Origin of the sequence: Bradyrhizobium sp. LCT2, assembly GCF_009931255.1 — a bacterium.
GTDB lineage: Bacteria > Pseudomonadota > Alphaproteobacteria > Rhizobiales > Xanthobacteraceae > Bradyrhizobium > Bradyrhizobium diazoefficiens.
In genome coordinates this window covers 8,957,151-8,977,096 of sequence record NZ_CP034432.1, presented here as the reverse complement: position 1 = coordinate 8,977,096, position 19,946 = coordinate 8,957,151, and the positions used below count along the sequence as shown (strand labels likewise).

At 63.5% G+C, this 19,946-nt stretch carries 10 protein-coding genes, 1 tRNA gene and 2 pseudogenes; 10 read left to right on the top strand and 3 right to left on the bottom strand.

Translation table 11 applies throughout. From position 1 onward, the window contains the following. Positions 1–55: 55 nt before the first annotated feature. The 3 genes from serA to EI171_RS42305 all read left to right on the top strand — a co-directional run bounded on the left by serA (position 56) and on the right by EI171_RS42305 (position 4,893). The gene (gene serA, locus EI171_RS42315) at positions 56–1,645 is read left to right on the top strand and encodes a phosphoglycerate dehydrogenase (RefSeq protein WP_161536685.1); all 1,590 of its coding nucleotides are present in this window, start codon (positions 56–58) and stop codon (positions 1,643–1,645) included. A 248-nt stretch (positions 1,646–1,893) separates the two neighbouring features. Beyond that, positions 1,894–3,066: a thiolase family protein gene (locus EI171_RS42310; RefSeq protein WP_011090135.1), complete on the top strand. Its 1,173-nt coding sequence runs from the start codon at positions 1,894–1,896 to the stop codon at positions 3,064–3,066. Positions 3,067–3,339: 273 nt separating this feature from the next. Then, a complete protein-coding gene (locus EI171_RS42305; protein WP_161537184.1) occupies positions 3,340–4,893 on the top strand; it encodes an FAD-dependent monooxygenase in 1,554 nt (517 codons plus the stop codon). Between the two features lie 136 nt (positions 4,894–5,029). On the opposite strand, the gene EI171_RS42300 is transcribed toward EI171_RS42305, so the two are convergent. Continuing rightward, positions 5,030–8,515 (bottom strand): PAS domain S-box protein, encoded by a 3,486-nt coding sequence (locus tag EI171_RS42300; RefSeq protein ID WP_161536684.1) that lies wholly within the window; start codon positions 8,513–8,515, stop codon positions 5,030–5,032. A gap of 627 nt (positions 8,516–9,142) precedes the next feature. On the opposite strand from EI171_RS42300, the gene EI171_RS42295 reads away from it, so the two are divergent. The 4 genes and pseudogenes from EI171_RS42295 to EI171_RS42280 form a co-directional block, all read left to right on the top strand. Then, a complete protein-coding gene (locus tag EI171_RS42295; RefSeq protein WP_011090130.1) occupies positions 9,143–9,577 on the top strand; it encodes a phasin in 435 nt (144 codons plus the stop codon). A 265-nt stretch (positions 9,578–9,842) separates the two neighbouring features. Continuing rightward, a tRNA-His gene (locus tag EI171_RS42290) sits at positions 9,843–9,919 on the top strand. 402 nt (positions 9,920–10,321) lie between these two features. Further along, a pseudogene (locus EI171_RS42285) lies at positions 10,322–10,537 on the top strand (type IV secretory system conjugative DNA transfer family protein); the annotation flags it as partial. A 5-nt stretch (positions 10,538–10,542) separates the two neighbouring features. After that, positions 10,543–11,295 (top strand): annotated as a pseudogene (locus tag EI171_RS42280) (tyrosine-type recombinase/integrase); the annotation flags it as partial. A gap of 204 nt (positions 11,296–11,499) precedes the next feature. Here EI171_RS42280 and EI171_RS42275 read toward each other — a convergent pair. Together EI171_RS42275 and EI171_RS42270 are read right to left on the bottom strand one after the other, a co-directional pair. Beyond that, the gene (locus EI171_RS42275) at positions 11,500–13,374 is read right to left on the bottom strand and encodes a phospholipase D-like domain-containing protein (protein ID WP_161536683.1); all 1,875 of its coding nucleotides are present in this window, start codon (positions 13,372–13,374) and stop codon (positions 11,500–11,502) included. Next, positions 13,371–16,976 carry an AAA domain-containing protein gene (locus EI171_RS42270; protein ID WP_161536682.1) on the bottom strand — a complete coding sequence of 1,202 codons (3,606 nt, stop codon included), beginning with the start codon at positions 16,974–16,976 and terminating at the stop codon, positions 13,371–13,373. Before EI171_RS42270 ends, EI171_RS42275 begins: the two co-directional genes overlap by 4 nt. 236 nt (positions 16,977–17,212) lie before the next feature. Here EI171_RS42270 and EI171_RS42265 point away from each other — a divergent pair, with 236 nt between their 5' ends. The 3 genes from EI171_RS42265 to EI171_RS42255 are packed head-to-tail and all read left to right on the top strand — an operon-like array spanning position 17,213 to position 19,909. Next, the gene (locus EI171_RS42265; protein ID WP_104462250.1) at positions 17,213–17,548 is read left to right on the top strand and encodes a helix-turn-helix domain-containing protein; all 336 of its coding nucleotides are present in this window, start codon (positions 17,213–17,215) and stop codon (positions 17,546–17,548) included. Next, positions 17,541–18,788 (top strand): type II toxin-antitoxin system HipA family toxin, encoded by a 1,248-nt coding sequence (locus EI171_RS42260; protein WP_161536681.1) that lies wholly within the window; start codon positions 17,541–17,543, stop codon positions 18,786–18,788. The genes EI171_RS42265 and EI171_RS42260 overlap by 8 nt, the downstream gene beginning before the upstream one ends. Next, positions 18,785–19,909 (top strand): hypothetical protein, encoded by a 1,125-nt coding sequence (locus tag EI171_RS42255; RefSeq protein ID WP_202633075.1) that lies wholly within the window; start codon positions 18,785–18,787, stop codon positions 19,907–19,909. Before EI171_RS42260 ends, EI171_RS42255 begins: the two co-directional genes overlap by 4 nt. Positions 19,910–19,946 lie beyond the last annotated feature (37 nt).

Sequence of the window (19,946 nt, the reverse complement as noted above, 5' to 3'; positions counted from 1 at the left end):
TCACCCTGCTCCCGAAGGCCGCCCCTCTTTGCGAGGAAGGTAGAGGATCATTCCCATGACCAAACCCAAAGTTCTCATTTCCGACGCGCTCTCGCCCGCCGCCGTGCAGATCTTCAAGGATCGCGGCATCGAGGTCGACTTCCAGCCCAATCTCGGCAAGGACAAGGACAAGCTCGCCGAGATCATCGGCAATTACGACGGCCTCGCGATCCGCTCCGCGACCAAGGCGACCGCCAAGATCCTCGAGAAGGCAACCAACCTCAAGGTGATCGGCCGCGCCGGCATCGGCGTCGACAACGTCGAGATCCCCGCCGCCACGGCCAAGGGCATCATCGTGATGAACACGCCGTTCGGCAATTCGATCACGACCGCCGAGCACGCCATCACCCTGATGCTCGCGCTCGCCCGCGAGATCCCGCAGGCCGACGCCTCGACCCAGGCCGGCAAGTGGGAGAAGAACCGCTTCATGGGCGTCGAGATCACCGGCAAGGTGTTAGGGGTGGTCGGCTGCGGCAATATCGGCTCGATCGTCGCGGACCGCGCGCTCGGCCTGCGCATGAAGGTGGTCGCGTTCGATCCGTTCCTGTCGCCGGAGCGCGCCAAGGACATCGGCGTCGAGAAGGTCGATCTCGACGACCTCCTCAAGCGCGCCGACTTCATCACGCTGCACACCCCGCTGACCGAGAAGACCAAGAACATCATCGATGCTGCCGCGATCGGCAAGATGAAGAAGGGCGTGCGCCTGATCAACTGCGCCCGCGGCGGTCTCGTCGACGAGCAGGCGGTGGTCGATGCGCTGAATTCCAAGCACATCGCGGGCGCTGCCTTCGACGTCTTCGTCGAGGAGCCCGCGAATACCAACGTGCTGTTCGGCCATCCCAACGTGATCTGCACGCCGCATCTCGGCGCCTCCACCACCGAAGCGCAGGAGAACGTCGCGCTTCAGGTCGCCGAGCAGATGTCGGACTATCTGCTCACCGGCGCGATCTCGAACGCGGTCAACTTCCCCTCGATCACGGCGGAAGAAGCGCCGAAGCTGAAGCCGTTCATCGCGCTCGCCGAGAAGCTCGGCTCGTTCGCCGGCCAGCTCACCGAGAGCGGCATCCTCAAGGTCGAGATCACCTATGAGGGCCATGTCGCCGAGATGAAGATCAAGGCGATCACCTCCGCCGTGCTGTCGGGCCTGCTGCGGCCGATGCTGGGCGAGGTCAACGTGGTGTCCGCGCCCGTGGTCGCCAAGGAGCGCGGCATGGTGGTGGACGAGATCGTGCGCGCCGCCCAGAGCGACTATGAGAGCCTGATCACCGTCACGGTGGCGACGGAGCGCCAGGAGCGCTCGGTCTCCGGCACCGTGTATCATGACGGCAAGCCGCGCCTCGTCGACGTCAAGGGCATCCGCGTCGACGCCGAGTTCGGCAAGTCGATGATCTACGTGACCAACGAGGACAAGCCCGGCTTCATCGGCGCGTTCGCGAGCCTGCTTGGCGCCGCCAAGCTCAACATCGCGACCTTCCATCTCGGCCGCGTCAAGCTGGGCGGCGACGCCATCGCGCTGGTCGAGGTTGACGGCGCGGTGCCGGCCGAGGTGCTCGCCAAGGTGCAGGCGCTGCCGCAGGTCAAGCAGGCCAAGGCGCTGACGTTCTGACACTCCGTCATTCCGGGGCACGCGAAGAGTAAACTTCGGTGCGCAATTGCGCATCTGAGAATCTCGAGATTCCGGGTTCGGCTCTTCGAGCCGCCCCGGAATGACGCGTATCATATATTCCGACCCGCGGAACAACGCCGCCTCCCTCACCGGAGGCGGCGTTTTTATTTCTCCCGCAGCCCTCCAACTTTGTGTACCAATGGCGACCAGGACGCTCCGTTCAAAATCGTTCGACAAGGGAGAAAACAATGCGTGAAGCCGTCATCGTTTCCTATGCGCGCACGGGTCTTGCGAAATCCGGCCGCGGCGGGTTCAACATCACGCCGCCGATGTCGCTCGCGGCCCACGCCATCCGCCACGCGGTCGATCGCGCCGGCGTCGACAAGGACTATGTCGAGGACTGCTACCTCGGCAATTGCGCCCACGGCGCGCCGAACATCGGCCGCCAGGCCGCGCTGCTCGCCGGCCTGCCGAAGACCACCGCCGGCGTCTCGGTGAACCGCTTCTGCTCCTCAGGGCTCCAGACCATCGCGATGGCCGCCAACTCGATCCGCTCCGACGGCGCCGACTGCATCGTCGCCGGCGGCGTCGAGAGCATCTCGGTGCCGGGCGGTGGCACGCCGAAGGAATCGATCGATCCGGAACTGCTCAAGGTTGCGCCCGACATCTTCATGGCGATGATCGACACCGCCGACATCGTCGCCGAGCGTTACAAGCTCAGCCGCGAATACCAGGACGAGTTCTCGCTGGAATCGCAGCGCCGCATGGCCGCGGCCCAGCAGGCGAACAAGTTCAAGGACGAGATCGTCCCGATGAAGACGAAGATGAAGGTCGTCGACAAGCAGACCAAGGCGGAGAGCATCGTCGACTACGTCGTCGACCGCGACGAGTGCAACCGGCCCGAGACCACGCTGGAGGGCCTTGCCAAGCTCGAGCCGGTGAAGGGCCCCGGCAAGTTCGTCACCGCCGGCAATGCCAGCCAGCTCTCGGACGGCGCCGCCGCCGTCGTGCTGATGGAAGCCAAGGACGCCGAGAAGCGCGGCCTCAAGCCGCTCGGCCGCTTCGTCGCCTGGGCGACCGCCGGCTGCGAGCCCGACGAGATGGGCATCGGTCCGGTGTTCGCGATCCCGAAGCTGCTCAAGCGCACCGGCCTCAAGATCGACGACATCGATCTGTGGGAGCTCAACGAGGCCTTCGCCAGCCAGTGCCTGTATTGCCGCGACCAGCTCGGCATCGATCCCGCCAAGTACAACGTCAATGGCGGCTCGATCGCGATCGGCCATCCCTTCGGCATGACCGGCGCACGTCTCACCGGCCACCTGCTCCAGGAAGGCGCGCGCCGCAAGGCGAAGTGGGGCGTGGTGACGATGTGCATCGGCGGCGGCCAGGGCGGCGCCGGCCTGTTCGAGATCTACAGCTGATCCGGGCCACATGAATGTGAAAGGCACGGCGCCGCAAGCGCCGTGCCTTTTTCGTTGCAGATCGATCGTCACGAAACTATACGTCTTCCGTCGGAAAAGGCAGACTTGGTCTGGTAAGCCCAAGTCCTTTCGGTAACGAAAGCTCTGGTCTTTGGCCTTGTGCACGAGATCCCCGCGACGAACATCGGACGCCACCAGGGCGCCCAATCGTTCGTCCGTGTGATTCTCGAGCCAGGGAACGCTCCGGTCGAACATCGACCACAGGAGCGTCTCATGCACGATCAATCCTCGATTCCATACGACGTCGTCATTGCCGGTGCCGGTCCCGTCGGCCTGTTTCTCGCGTGCGAGTTGCGGCTCGCTGGTCTCCAGGTTCTGGTGCTGGAGCAATCGCAAGATTCGCATTCGGCCCTGAAGCAACTCCCGTTTGGCCTGCGCGGTCTTTCGATCCCCACACTCGAGGCCTTTCACCGGCGTGGCCTGCTGGAAGAGATCGTGGCCGCGCAGCAGCCCGCCTCAGGCGCGATCAAGCGTGCAGCCCACTGGATGCAGCAGACGCGACGGCCCGCGGGTCATTTCGCCGGCATCCAATTCTATCAGGACAACATCGATGTGGCGAAGTGGTCCTGGCGTCTGCCGACGTCGGCCGATGCCAACCTCGCCGTCGATATGGCAACGCTCGAATCCGTTATGGCCGCGCGCGCATGCGGCATGGGCGTCGAGATCCGGCGCGGTTTTGCCGTGAATGCCATTGTCGCCTCGAGCGAAGACGTGGCAGTGCAGGCGGCCGGCGAGACCTTCCGGGGACGCTGGCTTGTCGGATGCGACGGCGGCCGCAGCACGGTACGCAAGATCGGTGGCTTCGACTTCGTCGGCACCGACCCCGAGTTCACGGGCTATTCCATCGATGTCGAGCTGACCGATCCGGACAGGCTTCGCCAGGGCCGCAACCACACGCCCGCCGGCATGTATACCTATGCGCGGCCCGGGACGATCGCGATGGTCGATTTCGACGGCGGAGCTTTCCACCGGACCGAGCCGATCACGCGCGAGCATGTGCAGGGCGTCCTGCGTCGCGTCTCCTGCACCGACGTCACCGTCACGGCGCTTCGGCTCGCCGCCAGCTGGACGGATCGAGCCCATCAGGCAACCACGTATCGCAGAGGGCGGGTGCTCCTGGCGGGCGACGCTGCCCACATCCATTCGCCGCTGGGCGGCCAGGGCCTCAATCTTGGTCTTGGCGATGCGATGAACCTGGGCTGGAAGCTGGCGGCGACGATCTGCGGCGGCGCCCCGGCCGATCTCCTCGACAGCTATTCGCGCGAGCGGCATCCTGTGGGCGCGCAAATCCTCGACTGGTCGCGCGCGCAGATCGCGATCATGCGGCCGACACCGAGCACCCGCGCGCTCCAAGCCATCATTCGCGATCTCATCGAGACGCGGGACGGTGCGACCTATTTCGCCGAGCGCGTGCACGGCGTTTCGCTCCGCTACGATCTCGGCGGCAGCCATCCGCTTGTCGGCCGGAGTGTTCCCGATTTCGAACTGGCTGACGGGACGACGGTCGGAGAACGTCTCAGGACGGCGAAAGGGATATTGCTGGACTTCGGCGCCCGTGCGTCGCTTCGGATGCTTGCAAGCCGCTGGGGCGACCGGATCACATATGTCGCCGATGACGCGAAGGACCGGCTGGGCCTGAGTGCAGCGTTGGTGCGCCCCGACGGCTTCGTCGCGTGGGCCTGCGACGGTACGCCCGACCATGAGGAGGTTGCTCAGGTCGCGTCGCGATGGTTCGGCCAATCCATGGAGGCGCGAGGATTTCCCTGAGTGCCGCGCAGCGCCACCGTGCGCGCGGCGTGAGCCTTCGCGCTTGGTTCGATCGGTCGAACCGCGGGCTCGCGCCACCTCCCCGCTGGGGAGAGGTGGTTCTCGCCCAGTCGACCAGGTTTGATTTCGCCGAGCCTCACGCCCGCGCCAGCGCGGGCGCGAATACCACTTCGATCAGCGTGCCGTGGCCTGCGCTCTTGATGTTGAACCGGGCGCGGTTGGCTTCGACCAGCGCCTTGGTCAGCGACAGGCTCAGCGCCGAATTGTCCTCGGCATCGCCCGGCGGCGGGGTGCGGAACGGCTCCATCGCGGCCGCGACCTCGCGCTCGCTAAGGCCGTGGCCGGTGTCGCGGATGCGAAGCGCGACCTCGCCGCGATCGTTGAGCGCGGTCGAGACGATCACCTGGCCGCCGGCGCTGGCGAGCCGGATCGAGTTCGAGATCAGGTTCATGGTGATCTGCCGCATCGCGCGCGCGTCCACGCTCACCTGCGGCAGCGCATGGCCGAGCGAGGTGCGGATGATGATGCGCTCGCGATTGGCCTGCGGCTGCATTACCACGACGCAGGCTTCGACCAGGTCGTTGAGGTTGAGGTTGGCGAAGTTGAGGTCGAGCTTGCCGGTCTCGATCCGCGACAGCTCCAGCAAATCGTCGATGATCGCGATGACGCGCTCGCCGGAGGCGCGGATGTCCTTCATGTATTCGCCGTAGCGCTCGTTGCCGAGCGTGCCGAAGCGCTCGGAGATCATCACCTCGGCAAAGCCGATGATGGCGTTGAGCGGCGTGCGGATCTCGTGGCTGATCCGCGCCAGCATGTCGGCCTTGGCATTCGCCGCGCCGTCGACGAGACGGCGGGCCTGCGTCAGCTCGCTCTCGCCCTTCTTGCTCTGGGAGAGGTCGCGGAACACGGCGAAGAAGTTCGGGCCGTCGGGCCTGGTGCGGCCCATGATCATGGCGAGCGGAATGACGCCGCCCTTCTTCTCGCGCCCCAGCACCTCGCGGCCGTGGTCGAGCAGGCTCGAAATGTCCTGGCTCTTCAGGCTTTCGAGATAGTCGGCGACGATCTGCTGGCTCTCCGGCGCGAACAGCGTCACCAGGTTCTGCTCGAGCAGCGCTTCGCCGTCGTAGCCGAACAGCGCCTCCGCACTGCGGTTGCAGACGTGGATGTTGCCTTCGGCATCGAACATCACGATGCCCTCGGCCGTGGTGTCGAGGATCGCGGCGAGATCCTCGGCGTCGGCATCGCCGGCCTGGGATTCGAGCTCGGACGCGTAGGGGAAGGACTCCGCGACAAGTGGCTCGGTGACGACTGGCTCGGCGACAACGGACGGCGCAACGACAGGTTCGGCAACGGCGGGCGCAGTAACGACAGGCGCAGCAGCCGGCAGCGCGCAGACCAGCGCATGCGCGCTCTCGCCGTCCCAGTCGATCGTGTGCAGATGCGCCTCGGTGGTCGGAAGCGGCTCTTCGCCATTGGGAAGCGTCGCGCTGATCGTGACCGGCGTGCCGCCTTGCGAGGTGCTGCTGGCGGGCGATACGCCCGGCTCGACATAGAGCGCATCGAGGCCGCCGGCATTCTCCAGCGCGCTCACGCTGGCATGGCCCATGCGCGCGAGGAACGCCGGGTTGGCGTAGAGCAGGCGGTCGAGCCGATAGATCAGGATGCCGGTCGGCAAGAGGTCGAGCAGCGCGCGGTCGCGCATGCTGTGGCCGCGCGCCGGCGGCGCCGGCTCGGTCAGCCATTCGGCCGGCGCGTGCGGCGCCTCGATCAGCGGTTCGGGCGTGCTCTCCGCCGGCGGTTCGGTCGTCGCGGTGGCGATCGTCTCACGCTCGCGTTCGAGGCGCTCGGACAATTGCCGGGCGAGCTCGTTGAACGCGCTGTTCTCGATCGGCGTCAGCGTCGGCGATCTCTGATCACCAGGTGATCTGGTGTCGCCGGGCGGGCGGAACGGCACGACGTTGGGAGGCGTTTCCACTGGCGTTTCCGGATCGGTTGGATGTGAATTCGCGTCGAGGGCGGGGGCGGGCAGTTCAGCTTCGGGTGCGGGCTCAGGCTCGGGTGCAGGCGGCTCGGCCGGCGGCGGCGCCTCTGCCACGGGCTCCGGATCGGGCTCGGCGATGTCGGCGGACAGGCCGTGCTGCGCCGGCGGTTCGGCGAGCAGCTCGAAGCGCCGGAGCGCATCGAGCCGGTTGAGGCCGTCGAGATCGCGGCAGACGCCAAAGCCCTTGAAGCCGGCAAAATTGCGCGCGTGGTCGTAGACCGGCAGGCCTGCGAGCTCGACCGGCAGATGCTCGCCGCCGTCGGCCGGCCAGTTCACAGTGATCCCGGCCCAGGTGTCGTGGCTCGCCAGCGCCTGCGCCACGCGCCCCTCCGGGTCGAGCGAGAATTCCTCGGCGATCTCGCGCCAGGGGCGGCCGAAGCCGGCGGCCGTGTGCGCGCCCATCAGGCGGATGAACTCGCAGGACGCCAGCACAAAGCGGCCCTCTGCATCCATCTGCCAGAGGAAGCGCAGCGGATGCTGATGCGGCGCGGGCGTCTCCGTGGGACCCGACGGCGGCTCGACCATGCCGGTAGTGATCGGGGCGGCCTGCGGCGACACAATGGCTGAGGAATGGTTTTCAACCGGAGTTTTCGGCGCGTCAGCCGGCTCGTCAGCCGATTCCTGGGCCGTCTCTTCAACCGTCTCGGCGACGGCTTCTTCGACAGTCTCCTGGACCGTTGCGATCTCCGGCGCCGCCTCGCTCACCGGCGGCTCGGACGCGATCGTCCCGGTAGGCGCGGGCGTTTCGGCCGGCTCGGCGAAGGCGTCGAACAGCGCGATAGCGGCCGGCGCCTCGTTCGACGGCGGCGCCTCGTTCGGCGCCTCGGCGGCTTGCGGCGTGGATTGAGCCGGCGCCGCGGGCGTGACGTCAGGCGTGCTCGCGGGCGCGGACGCGGCCGGCGCGGCATCGCTCGCCGCTGCCGCCTGCGCGGCGGCCGGCTCGATCAGCGCGACCAGGCCGATATCGGCACCGAGGCCGACCCGTTGCAGCACCATCTGGCCGATGCCGATCGGCGTCTCGGCGCGGCCGTTGCGAAGCGCATCGCCGCGGGCCCTTTCGAGCCCGGCTTCGCCGAGATCGCGGAAGCCGAGCAGGGCGCGGGCGGCTTCGCTGGCGCCGACGAACATTCCGTCGGGCGCGAACGCCGCCATCGGCATTTTGGCGCCCGCGACGAGGCGATGCAGGCGCTCGATCAGCGGCATGGTGCGCACCGAAGGGTCCATCGCGGTGACGAGCACGGCCTGGCCGCCATCGGCGAAGGTCAGCCGCGTGCAGGCGCAGGTCATCAGCGTTCCGAGCCGGGCGCCGAAGCCGCGCAGCCGTTCGAGCCGCACCGTGCCGCTCGCCGGCAGCTGCCGGGCGAGCCGGGCGACCTGGCGGCGATGGCTGTCGGCCGGGCCGAACGTCTTTTCCGCCAGCACTGCGGCATGCGCCGCGCCGAAGAATTTTGCGCCGACCGGATTGGCCCACAGCACGCGCGCGCCGTCGACCGACCAGAGCCACGCGGGCAGCGGGGAGGTCGCATGCACGGCCAGCCGGGGATCGCCCACGCCTCGCAACTGGAAATCCGAATGACTCATCCAACCGGCTTTTGGTCTCGCTGTCACGCCTCTAGCCTTAGGGCTGCCGGGAATGACAGCCTTAAGAAAGGGTTAGTATCGCGCGCGGGCGCGGGCAGGTCCACGGCCCCAGCCTACGGGGGAAGCCCTAAAGCCGCGATAACCTTAATCCGGCCGCCCCCGCAAGCCACGCAGCCGCTGCATCCGCAGGATTCGCGCGCGGCATGGGTGTGGCCCGGCCGAAGCACGCGAGCCCCTCCGGGGGATGTCATTCCGGGGCGCGCCACTTGGCGCGAGCCCGGAATCCAATTCCCTGCGATCTCCGGTAGCCCGATGGATTCTCAGATGCGCAATTGCGCATCATGGCTCCCTCGCTCCGCTCGCTCCCGGAATGACGAAGCGCACCTCAACCACGGGTTCCCGTACCCCGGAACCTCATCCTCTCCGGGATTAAATTTTCCCCGCGCACCCCGGATCGCGTTGCGCTGCACAATGTTGACATGTTACGCAGGGATACTGCTGGGCGTTGGACGAGCCATCTTTTTCGTTACGCGTATCCAGTCTTCGTACCCGCCAACAGATGGCCCCGGTTGGCCGGCGGGCGCGCCAGAAGGCTCACTCCATTTTCCATGATCGTGAGGGACAACAATGACAGGTGCGACTGATCCATTCTCCGCCTCCATCATCCCGTTCGAGGTGCCGGAGCAGGTGCGTGCGTTCGCCGAAAAGGGCGTTTCGCAGGCGCGCGAGAGCTACGCCAAGTTCAAGGACGCGGCCGAAAGCCATAACGGCACCATCGAGGCCGTGTTCTCGTCCGCCAGCAAGGGCGCGAACGAGTACACCGCCAAGCTGATGGAGTTCATGAAGGCCAATACGACCGCCCATCTGGACTTCACCCAGGAGCTGCTCGGCGTGAAGTCGCCGTCGGATGCGTTCGCGCTGTGGAGCAGCCATGGCAAGAAGCAGCTCGAGACCTTCCAGGCCCAGGCCAAGGAGCTCGCCGAGATCGCCCAGCGCGCCGCGACCGCCGCCGCCGAGCCGATCAAGGCCAGCGCCTCGAAGCTCTACCCGCCCGCCGCCTGATCGGCCGGGCCGGTTTGATCAGGGCCTGATCCGGACCCGAAGGGCCGGGCGCGAAGTGCGCAGCGGTCTTCCGATAGGATCATGCCCAAATAATAAGAAACCCGGGCCCAGGCCCGGGTTTTCCTTTGGAAATAACGTCGTTTGAGGGTGGATTCCGCCCGTTTGCGGCCTTGCCAAAAACGGCCGTTGCACCTAGTTTCCGCCCCGTCCAGCCCCCCTCGGTGACCGGCCTTTTCAGGTAGCCCCAGGGGCGGCTCGCAAGGATGCAGTTGTAGCTCAGTTGGTTAGAGCGCCTGTCTGTGGAACAGGAGGTCGGTGGTTCGAGCCCACCCAACTGTACCAGCAAAATCAACGACTCACTGAACTCCTCGAAGGCTTGCGGATTGTTCTAGCTACCAGATAGCTACCACGAGAGGACGGGTGAACTTCGCTCGCTTGAGCGCAAGCGAAATTTACGCGCCTGGCACATTGTCCAGATGCCGCTTAGTCCGGCCTGTGGGTTGCGGTCAGTGTGAAGGAAAATGGACGGAGTCGCACCCGCACCAACTTGCAAGGAGCGTTGACACCAATGCTCTCTCAAGGCTGAAACAGGGGTTCGATTCCCCTAGGGAGCGCCAGTTATTTCAATGATTTAGATCTACTCTGGTGAAGTCGTCGAATATTCGTTGAATAAGCGTCGGCGAACGTTGGCGAACTCCGCAACACTAATTCAGTGATCCAATCACCTAGCTCTCTGTCATCTTCGATAGTCCTACGACGCTTTACCTCGTGGTGCCGCCGTCTGATATCTCGCGGACCAAGCCCTTGATCCGCCTGGTACTGAACCAGATCGGTCGGCGCCTGACCGAGGATCTGCACGCCCGAGATCGCCGGCATCGAGTCCTGATGATGCTCGACGAGTTCCGAGCACTGGGCAGGTTTGATTTTTTCGAGTTCGCACTCGCCTTCATGGCGAGGTACGACGCACCTACGCCGTCGATGCTGGGATCATCGAGACGAATCCGTCGCACGGCATCAAAAAGCCCAAGGACAATGTCCGGAAGCTAACACAGGCTGAGTACCGCATTCTCGGGCAGATGCTTTGTCAGGCCGCGGCGAATGAGAAGTACGCCACGACCGTCGATATCATCCGGCAGATCGCGCTGACCGGCTGCCGTCGCTCGGAAATGGTCTCGCTAATGTGCATTGAGGCCGACACCGACGCGAGCTGCATGCGCCTTGTGGACAGCAAGGAGGGAGTCCATTCGTCTGATCGGGCTACCCGTCGTCGAGTATCTGGAGGAACGTCGCAAGACCGCTACGGGCACCTACGTCTTCTCCGGTCTGGGTGAGGACAATGCATTCGGCAGCTTCCCGAACCATCGGGAGCAGATCTTCGAGGATAGCCCGCTCGCCGGGGTCACGCCGCATGTCCTGCGCCACAGCTTTGCCAGCATCGCCAACGATCTCTGTTTTACGGAGGTAACGATTGCCGCGCTCGTCGGTCATTCCAAGGGCTCGGTGACGAGCAAGTACATTCATCCGCTCGACACCGCCCTATCATGGCCGCCGATACGATCTCCGGCTACATTCAAGGGCTGCTTGAAGGAATCGAATTCAAGCAGATGGCTTACGCCCTGGATCGTGATTCCCGTCGAGCTGCGCTCGATCTCTTCCTGGCCAAAGCGATAGGAGAACCGGCGAACGAAGCAGAGGAAGAGCGCCGCATGGCTGCTTGAGGCGTGTAGTCAGCCACGGATCGTACTCAGGTCCATAGAAACACGCGATCCATAATATCCAAGACGACCCAGAGCTTGTTCGATGATCTCTGTCGGAAGGTCGTCAATTCATTGAACGCGAGGATGAAACGACCGGCGCGGCCTCGCATTCCTATCGAATTGTGGGCGAGGCGCACCGAACGTCGTCATCCCAGACTTCGTCAGTCATTTTGTGGCATTCTGGTGCTCACCCTTTGCACCTCTGCCACGACGTCGTCGTCTGCGGCGTCTCGGTAGCGTCAGCTCCTGATGAGGCGCGTTCGTGGGGGCATCGAGAGTCGGCCACCCGTCGGTTAGCCGGCGCCGGACGTTCGCTGCAAGGCCAGTGCTCTTGATGTAGAGGCCGATTTCGCCCAATGGAGCATCGGCGCTTGTATCGGCCGACGACCAATTCAAGCTGGTGATGACGAGATGGTCGTCGTCCCAAAGAAGAAACTTGCCGTGAAGTTCACGGTCCTGAATTTGAACTAGCCTGACGCCAGTCGAGCCAGCAAGTGCAGCTAAGTCCTTGGCATCTTGCTTTGTGACTGGTCCTGAGGGCTTCGAGTAGCAGAGAATTCCCTGCACCGAACGCTTCGCGGCCGCCATCATGGGAATGATCGTTCGGGCTTCTGCCGCCAATCCGAGACGATCACCGCCGACCATAATCGATTTGGTGGCCGCTTCGCGAGCCAGCCGCATGAGATCCGCGTGTTCGTCTCCTCTGACAAGCTGCAACTCCGCTTCACCGCCTGGAGCCGCATGGGTGCGCAGTGTTCGGGCCAGCGAAGTCAGGTCGGAGGCTGCGTCAGAGCTCGTCGCGATGTCAAAGATCAGTTCGGCGAATTCCTGCGCAACCCGTGCCACAGCGTGGGGATGGCGCAAGACGGCCGACGTTTCCACGCGATTGAACCCGCTATAGAGCCAGTTGCACGATCCGACTACAGCGACAAACTCTCCGGTGCCACGGCCAGTGGCGTCCGCGATTAGGAGCTTGGCGTGGGAGCGCGTCGTGTAGAGATGAACTCTCGCACGTCCCCGCAAATTCTGGTCTGCTGTGATTCGGTGATTGATCGCAATGGCCGCCTCCAGGTTGGCTTTGCGATCGGTCTCATTGCTGTCCGCACCCCAGAAAATGTCAATCTGAACACCGCGTTTTGCCGCTTTGCCAAATTCCTCTTGCAACTCAACGAATGCGTTCTCGCGTAGAAACGTCGAGTGCATGATCAATCTGGAGCGGGCTTGGCGGAGAATCTCGATCAAACGGTCGCGATGATCTTGTCCGCTGAGCACAATATCATCGGGTCGAATCGGGGCCGTACGCACGCTGTTTCCAGCCATCTCGGAAGCCGCCGACCGACGCGGCGTCTTGACCGTCATCGGCGTGCCCGGCTTCCGGTCCTTGGCTGCCTGACGTATCGCGGCAACGAGTTGTTCGGCGGAATCTTGTGGCAGACCTTTGATGTTGTTGCCAATCACCGTGAACAAGGCGAATTGGTCTACCGTGTCGGAAGCGCTGTAGTCGACGCTCGAAAGCTCCTCGTCATCCGCCAGCACCTGATCTGCGGCAGCGTAGAGGTCAAGGCTGGACAATCGACCCCATCCGCCATCAATGACGAGCCGACGGACGTCATGCTCACGCTCGATCGCCTCGATTTCCGAGGGGCGATATGGTTTCAGATCGCGCAGACCATAAGCTCGCCAAGCGAAAGGCTCCATCGCGAACGATATTCTGCGCGCGACCCGTCGAGTGACGGGCGGTAAGGTCTCGAATGTCTCAACAACCTCGCGACCGGCCTCGGTGGTACGGAACGAGGCGCCCTTCGGGGCGGCGGCAAGCTCGACCCAACCAAACCGCATCATGCGCAGGATGATTTCCGTGATCAGGCGGGCCGGAATCCGTGCAGCCTTCGCCAATTCACCAGCGGTGCTGGGCTCAACAGCCAAAGCCCACAGGATCAGGCGATCGACTCCGCTCCAATGGCGTCCCTTGTCGACCCAGACCCGCAGACGCGCCAGCTTGACTGGCACAGCGACACGCACCGCATTCTGGCCGCTCATGATTTTGTGTCCGTCATGAGCGAAGCCGCCGGCACCAACTTGAACTTCGGCGTCGTTCCATCGGGGAGCGTCTCTTTCGCCAACTGGTCGAATACCTCCGACATCTTCGCGAGGAATGCCGGCACGCTGCGGTTATCCGTGTTGTGACGACGATATCGCCGGCCCTGGACACGCAGGAAGTCCATGCTGCCAACGATAATGAGTTTCCATTTGGCTCGGCTCAACAGCACGTTCATGCGCCGCCGGTCGCGCAAGATACCAAGCGCTCGTCGCCCGACATGGTCATTGTTCCGCACCAGCGAGACAACCACTACATCGGCCTCACTGCCTTGGAACGAGTCGACCGTGCTTTCGAATCCCGGCGCATTCGTCCCACGCTTGAAATCCACGATATTGGCGAGTTTGCCTTGCAGCGCATCTTCGATCGCACGGCCCAGACGCTCGACCTGCTCGTTGTATGGAGATAGAACAGCCAGCGTTGACGGTTCCTCCGGCTTTTTCGGAGCGGCTTTCAACATTCCGAGGACGGACAGTACAGCCTGCAATTCTGCCGGATTGTGATAGGTGGGACGTTGTTCGCCAGCGTTGCCCTCACGCTGAACATACGGGAGATCAATGAAAACGATCGGCGAAGAGGGCAGGCGCTCGTCCGTGATCGTGAATGGTGGCTGCTCGGTATCGAATTCTGCTTTGCGTTCTTTCGGTGTATCGAGCGTTCCGTCGTAGAAGCACTCGGAAATCACGGTGGCGATCGCAGGGTGCATCCGGTGCTGCTGCAGGAGTTCGGTCGCCACACGCCGCCGGCGCTGGTCAGATCGTTTCTGCCGGTCGAGCTCGCTGGTGACCAGGCTCTCGAACAGCAACAGCATGCGGCGCGCCGACGCACAAATCTCGCTCAAGACACCATCATCTTCGATCGCTTCCTTGAGATCATCCAGTCCGAAATCACGAAAGATGTTACCTATGAGTGGATCACTTTCGGCCAGCGCATCCTTGACTCGCGTTTGGTCTTCTAGGAATTCCGCGATCCGGTCGGTGTCAAACGGCGGCAACTGGTTATGATCCCCAATCAGAAGGCGTCGCATCGATAGCAGTTGAGGGGCGAGCAGTTCCGATCCGGTCGCCTTCGCGGCCTCCTCGACGATTGTCCAGTCAAACAGCGCGCCGTCGTCGATCAAGCGCTCCAGGTCGCCGGAGTTGGTCGTCGAGAACAGAACATTGGCCGATTGCAGCACGAGCGCTTCGAAAGAACGCCGCTGACGCAGGGTTGTCAGAGAAAGTCTTGCGCGCAGATTGCCGGTCACGTTTGCAGCCGTCGTCATGTCGCGCAGGGATTGCTGTATGGCCCTCGGTGCCCGGCGATAGAGCGAGCTGTCCTTGAGTTCTTTGAGATAGGCCTTTGCCCGGTCTGGGGTCTGTGCGCCGGAAAGGTCGGCGCCATTGTCCGCCTTGGATCGGACCAGGATGACATCGTCGTCCAGCCCAGTTTTCTTCAGCATTTGCTGAACGGACGCCGCGAGATGATCCAGGGCCTGATGCGCCTGCGCGCTAAGTAGAAGCCGGATCGTTGAGTCTCCTTCCAGCGCTCTGCGCACCACCTCGGTCACCAGTTTGGTCTTGCCAACCCCGGGCGGCCCGACAACAAACTGCCCGGGACCAGTCGACCAAATTGAGCGCAACGCCTCCTGCTTGGACTCGTCAAGCTTGCCGAAATGATCATCCTCAACAAGCGGGTCGTCCTGATAGGTGCGCAGTCGTCCCCGCGGATCGGCCAGCATGAGGGCCAGTTCGGACTGGGTGGACAACGTTGTCAGCATGCGAAGCCGTCGCCGGAGGACCTGCTCCGTTCCTGTTTCGTCGACCTTGCGTAAATGAAGCTGTGCCTGCGGCGGGACGACGCCGTCCAGAACCTCGAATTCGTAAAGCCGCCGGTTGTTCTTTTGAATCGGACGAATAAAACGCACGCTGGCTGCGGCCCGGACTGTCATGCCGAGCCCGGCAGCTTCGGTGAGTTGCCATTCCGCGTCGACATCGGCTTCTTCGCGGTCGAAAAGTCTCCGCATCAGTTGGTGCGGCTCGCCCACGCCCAGCGCCTGCGAGAGCCGTATCCGATGCTCGGAGTCGCTTGCCGCGATTTCAACGATCCGTTTGTCTCCTTGACGCCGCTGGTTGACCAATTCCACTGGCGCGATCTCGGCTGCCTTGAAGAGCGCTTCGGCAATCTGCGCAAGAAGCAGGCCGCGCCGAACGGTGAGCGTCGGATCGTCATCCGGCGTCATGTCGAAGGCCGCGCTCCAATCCAGTGCATCCGACCGCAATTCATTCAAGCGCCGCGACGCTGCAGCAAAACGGATGATCTCAATCCGGTGCGCGGGAAGGTCGGTTGTTTCCCGTCGTCCCAGGTGGACGTCGTCCCTGAAACGGGCGTTGTTGCAGGAGGCGACATTCCAGGTTTCATCGGACCCCGCGGCACGCAGGGGCTGGAGATCATAGACCAGGCTTTCGGTCATCAGCAGGAGATCGCCCCTTGCTGTACGGGTAAGACTTGCCCCTGTTTCCAGATCCGCGCGAATGAAGTCGAGTTGGCTTTCGGCGTCGTCGGTGTCGAATGTGTCGCCCGAGGCTTCGTTCAGGATTGCAGAAAGACGGCTTGTCTGCCCGAGTCGAAGTGCCAGCACATAACGGCCGTTATCGGCGAATGCTTCCGCATCCAAATCGTTGAGAATAGCGTCAACTCGGTTCGTGACCGTTGCGGCATCGAGGATACGATTGCGTTCTGGTTCAAATAGCAGTCGGATCAGGTCAATTTCTGAGGCACGCAAATCGATTTTCGCGCGCCCTTCAATGAACGGAATGTCCTCTTCGTCGAGCTTGTTTGCATCAAGGCCGATGAGATCGGCGATGACCTTGCCCAGCGCGCGCCAGTCGTCGAGGAAGGAAAAGATGACCGAGCCGACCGGACGGCTCTTGGCGATGACATGCAGTGGAGCCTTGTTGAGTTCTGCGACCCGCAGGCAAAACTCGAACCCGCCCAAGCGAAAATCCGGAGTTGTCGCGGCTCCAGTAGAATAGACGGCTCGGCCATCGATCCGGCCATGGACCAACCCCTGGCCGTGAACGGCACCGAGAGCTTCCGCCAAACGGCGCAAATTCTTCCAGAGGAGAACGCGCTGACGCGGTCCGTGTAGGCTGCGGAGCCAATGATCGGGGCGCACAAATCGTGAGGCGTGTTCTAGCGGAGCGACGTCGCTTGGCATGACAATGTAAAATGCATCGTCACTTTCTCCCGAGGCCAGAACCTCGACAACGACTTCATTCCCCCGCGGGAAAGCACGCACGCGCTCGCTCTGGCGCATTTCATGCCGCCACAGTTCTCGGAAGTCCGCGTCGACCGCGGTTCCGGTCTTTGCCCAGTATTTAAGGACCACCGGATCGCCAGTACGACGGTCGGTCGCACGGATCACTGCAGATTTCAGCGCGGCCGTATTTGGGGATGACAGGAAGGTTTCATCGAGCTCGAAGCGTTGCTCAAGCGTATCGAGTTGCCGTTTGGCATTCCTTGATTGCATCAATTTCCCCAACGCCACTTCGAATGCAGACATCGATATGGCACTTGCGCGTTGTTCGAATCAGTCACGGCGGAACCCTCACGATCCGTGTTTCTTGTTTTGTTCGCAAGGAGGGTCTCGGGTAGCCAGCTGCCCGAGTCCGACGAGGCCTCGCTGGCTGTCTCCATTGGGTGGCGCTATTCCAGCGTAGCGCGGGCAACCCGAAGGGACTGGCAAAACTGTTAGCTTCGTGCTACATATAGCCAAATTTTGTAGTGCGAAGGTAGCAAATGCCGACTCCTCACAATCCTCCCGCCGCTGTGCGGCGCGCCCTGCGCAAGCTGGGCGCGGACATCCATGACGCCCGCCGCCGCCGACGGCTGCCCATGGCGGTCGTGGCGGAACGCGCCTTCACGTCCCGCTCCACCCTCCAGAGAGTCGAAGCCGGCGACACCAACGTCAGCATCGGCATCTATGCCGGTGTCCTCCAAGCGCTCGGTCTCCTCGACGGCCTGAGCCAGATTGCCGACATCAGCAACGATAGCGTCGGGCGGGCCCTCGCCAGTGCCGAGCTGCCCAAGCGCGTCCATCTCAAACGGCCGGCTGGACCGCCCCGTAATGGCTGATTTCGAGGTCCATATCGATCTCGAAGGTCGCGCGCGCCAGATCGGGCTGGCGCGAAGCAGTCGCGTTCGCGGCGCCGAGACGATTCTCTTCGAATATGACGGCGCGTGGCTGGAAGACCCCGACGCCTTCTCGCTTGAACCCGCCCTTGCTCTCGGCCGCGGCGCCTTCGCGCCGCCCGCCGGCCTTGCAACTTTCGGTTCCATTGGCGATTCGGCTCCTGACACCTGGGGCCGTCGCCTCATGCAGCGTGCCGCGCGCCGCCTCGCCGAACGCGAAGGCCGTGCGGTCCGTACCCTCGCGGAGAGCGATTATCTCCTCGGCGTCGCCGACGAGACCCGATTGGGCGCGCTGCGCTTTCGCTGGGCTGGCGATGATACCTTCCAGGCGCCGATTCGCACGGGCGTGCCTGCCCTGGTCGAGCTTGGCCGCCTGCTTCAGATCACCGAACGTATCCTTCGCGACGAGGAAACCGACGAAGATATGCAACTCATCTTCGCTCCTGGCTCCTCCTTGGGCGGGGCGCGGCCCAAGGCGTCGGTGATCGACCAACACGGGCAACTCTCCATCGCCAAGTTCCCCAAGGAAACTGACGACTACAGCATGGAGACATGGGAGGAGATCGCTCTGCGCCTCGCGGGCCAAGCTGGCATCGTCACCCCCAGACACGAATTGATCGACGTCGCCGGTAAGAGGGTCATGCTGTCGCGGCGCTTCGATCGGCGTGGCGCAATCCGCATTCCGTTCTTGTCAGCCATGGCGATGATGGGCATCAGGGACGGCGAACGCGGCAGCTATCCCGAAATCGTCGATGCCCTCGCTGAATATGGCGCGCAGAGCAAGACCGACGCCCATGCTCTTTATCGGCGCGTCGTCTTCAATGTGCTGATCTCCAATGTCGACGATCATCTGCGCAACCACGGTTTCCTTTGGCTCGGAAAGGCAGGATGGTCGCTCTCTCCGGCCTACGATCTCAATCCTGTCCCGACGGATCTCAAGGCGCGGGTTCTGACAACCAACATCGATCTCGACGAGGGTACCTGTTCGCTCGATCTGCTGGAGGCTGCTTCCGAGTTCTTCGCGCTGACGCTGGTACAGGCTCGCGCGATTATCAAGGAAGTCGCCACCATCACCGCGACTTGGCGCCACACCGCGAAGGCGGTGGGCGCCCGCGGGGCCGAGATCACCCGCATGGCCAGCGCATTCGAGCACGACGACCTGAACCGAGCGCTCGCCTTATGACGAGAACCTTTCTTCACAGCTTCGACCCGCCGACCGCCAATCCCGTCACTGGTCCCACCGTCGACCTTGATGTCGCAGCCATCGAGGACGCCGGTATCCGGGAAGTGCTGCAAACGCCGGGCGCTGCCTATGGCGCATGGTCCATTCTGGATGCGCTGCTCACCCCAACCGGCTCTGGAACGCCCTTCATTTTCAAGGAGCCACTTGGTCAGGCCCGCGAGGTGAAGGTGGCCCTATCTGGTCTGTTCGGGCGCTTCATCGCGCGCGCCTACCTTGAGCGGTACTTCAGCCTGTCGATTTTCGCGCATCTCGGCAGCCGCGTCATCGATCTCGACGGGCGCCGAAAGGTGAAGATCAAGCGCTTGTCCCGAGGTGATCTGCCCGACTGGGTCGCTTGTGCCTCCGACTTGGCCTCCCTGACCGTCGCGGAGGCCAAGGGCTGCCATGATGCAGGAGGTCCGGCAGCGGCATTGGCCCGCGCCTGGAAGCAGGCCGCGCGAATTGATGTGACGGCCCGAGGCCGCAAGGTCACCGTGAAGCGCATCGCCGTCGCAACACGTTGGGGCATGGCCGTCTCAGGCCCGGCCAATGCCCATCTCTCGGTCAAAGACCCCGTGGACGAGGGCGAGCCCATCAAGCCAGAGGAGAAGGACGCACTCTTCATTGGGCTGCTCCGCCTCCACATCGCCAATCTGATTCGGCCACTTGGTCATGTCGAACTGTCGGATGCCCTGAAGCGCATGACCCATCAGCCCTTCGCCAACCGGCTCCAGGCTGACGTCCAGACGGCACGATCGCTGCTCGACGCCGCCCCGGTGGGCGATGTTGAAAAGGCGAGCGCGATCAGCGGGCTTGTCGGTGGAATCGTCACACGCGCCGGACCTGTAAACGATGCCGATATTTCCGGTGCCGATCAGGAAGCGCTCGCCCGCCTCAATCTCCGGCCGATCTTCGTTGGGATAGACCGGGATCTCATCCGCGCCGCCATCGACGCCGAGCCCGACGCAGTGCGCGTCCGGCTGACCGAGACCGCGCAGCCGGATGACTTTGCACGGTCTGATCGTGCGGGGGGCTGGATCGTGCCGCTCGGCCAGGAACGCCGCATCATCAGAGGGACCTGAGATGGTGATTGCGGGAACATAGAAACGGGGCCTGTGG

Bases quoted from the DNA above. Each gene is read 5' to 3' on its own strand.
- serA (WP_161536685.1), top strand. From the start codon at position 56: ATGACCAAACCCAAAGTTCTCATTTCCGACGCGCTCTCGCCCGCCGCC.
- EI171_RS42310 (WP_011090135.1), top strand. From the start codon at position 1,894: ATGCGTGAAGCCGTCATCGTTTCCTATGCGCGCACGGGTCTTGCGAAA.
- EI171_RS42305 (WP_161537184.1), top strand. From the start codon at position 3,340: ATGCACGATCAATCCTCGATTCCATACGACGTCGTCATTGCCGGTGCC.
- EI171_RS42300 (WP_161536684.1), bottom strand. From the start codon at position 8,515: ATGAGTCATTCGGATTTCCAGTTGCGAGGCGTGGGCGATCCCCGGCTG.
- EI171_RS42295 (WP_011090130.1), top strand. From the start codon at position 9,143: ATGACAGGTGCGACTGATCCATTCTCCGCCTCCATCATCCCGTTCGAG.
- EI171_RS42275 (WP_161536683.1), bottom strand. From the start codon at position 13,374: ATGAGCGGCCAGAATGCGGTGCGTGTCGCTGTGCCAGTCAAGCTGGCG.
- EI171_RS42270 (WP_161536682.1), bottom strand. From the start codon at position 16,976: ATGTCTGCATTCGAAGTGGCGTTGGGGAAATTGATGCAATCAAGGAAT.
- EI171_RS42265 (WP_104462250.1), top strand. From the start codon at position 17,213: ATGCCGACTCCTCACAATCCTCCCGCCGCTGTGCGGCGCGCCCTGCGC.
- EI171_RS42260 (WP_161536681.1), top strand. From the start codon at position 17,541: ATGGCTGATTTCGAGGTCCATATCGATCTCGAAGGTCGCGCGCGCCAG.
- EI171_RS42255 (WP_202633075.1), top strand. From the start codon at position 18,785: ATGACGAGAACCTTTCTTCACAGCTTCGACCCGCCGACCGCCAATCCC.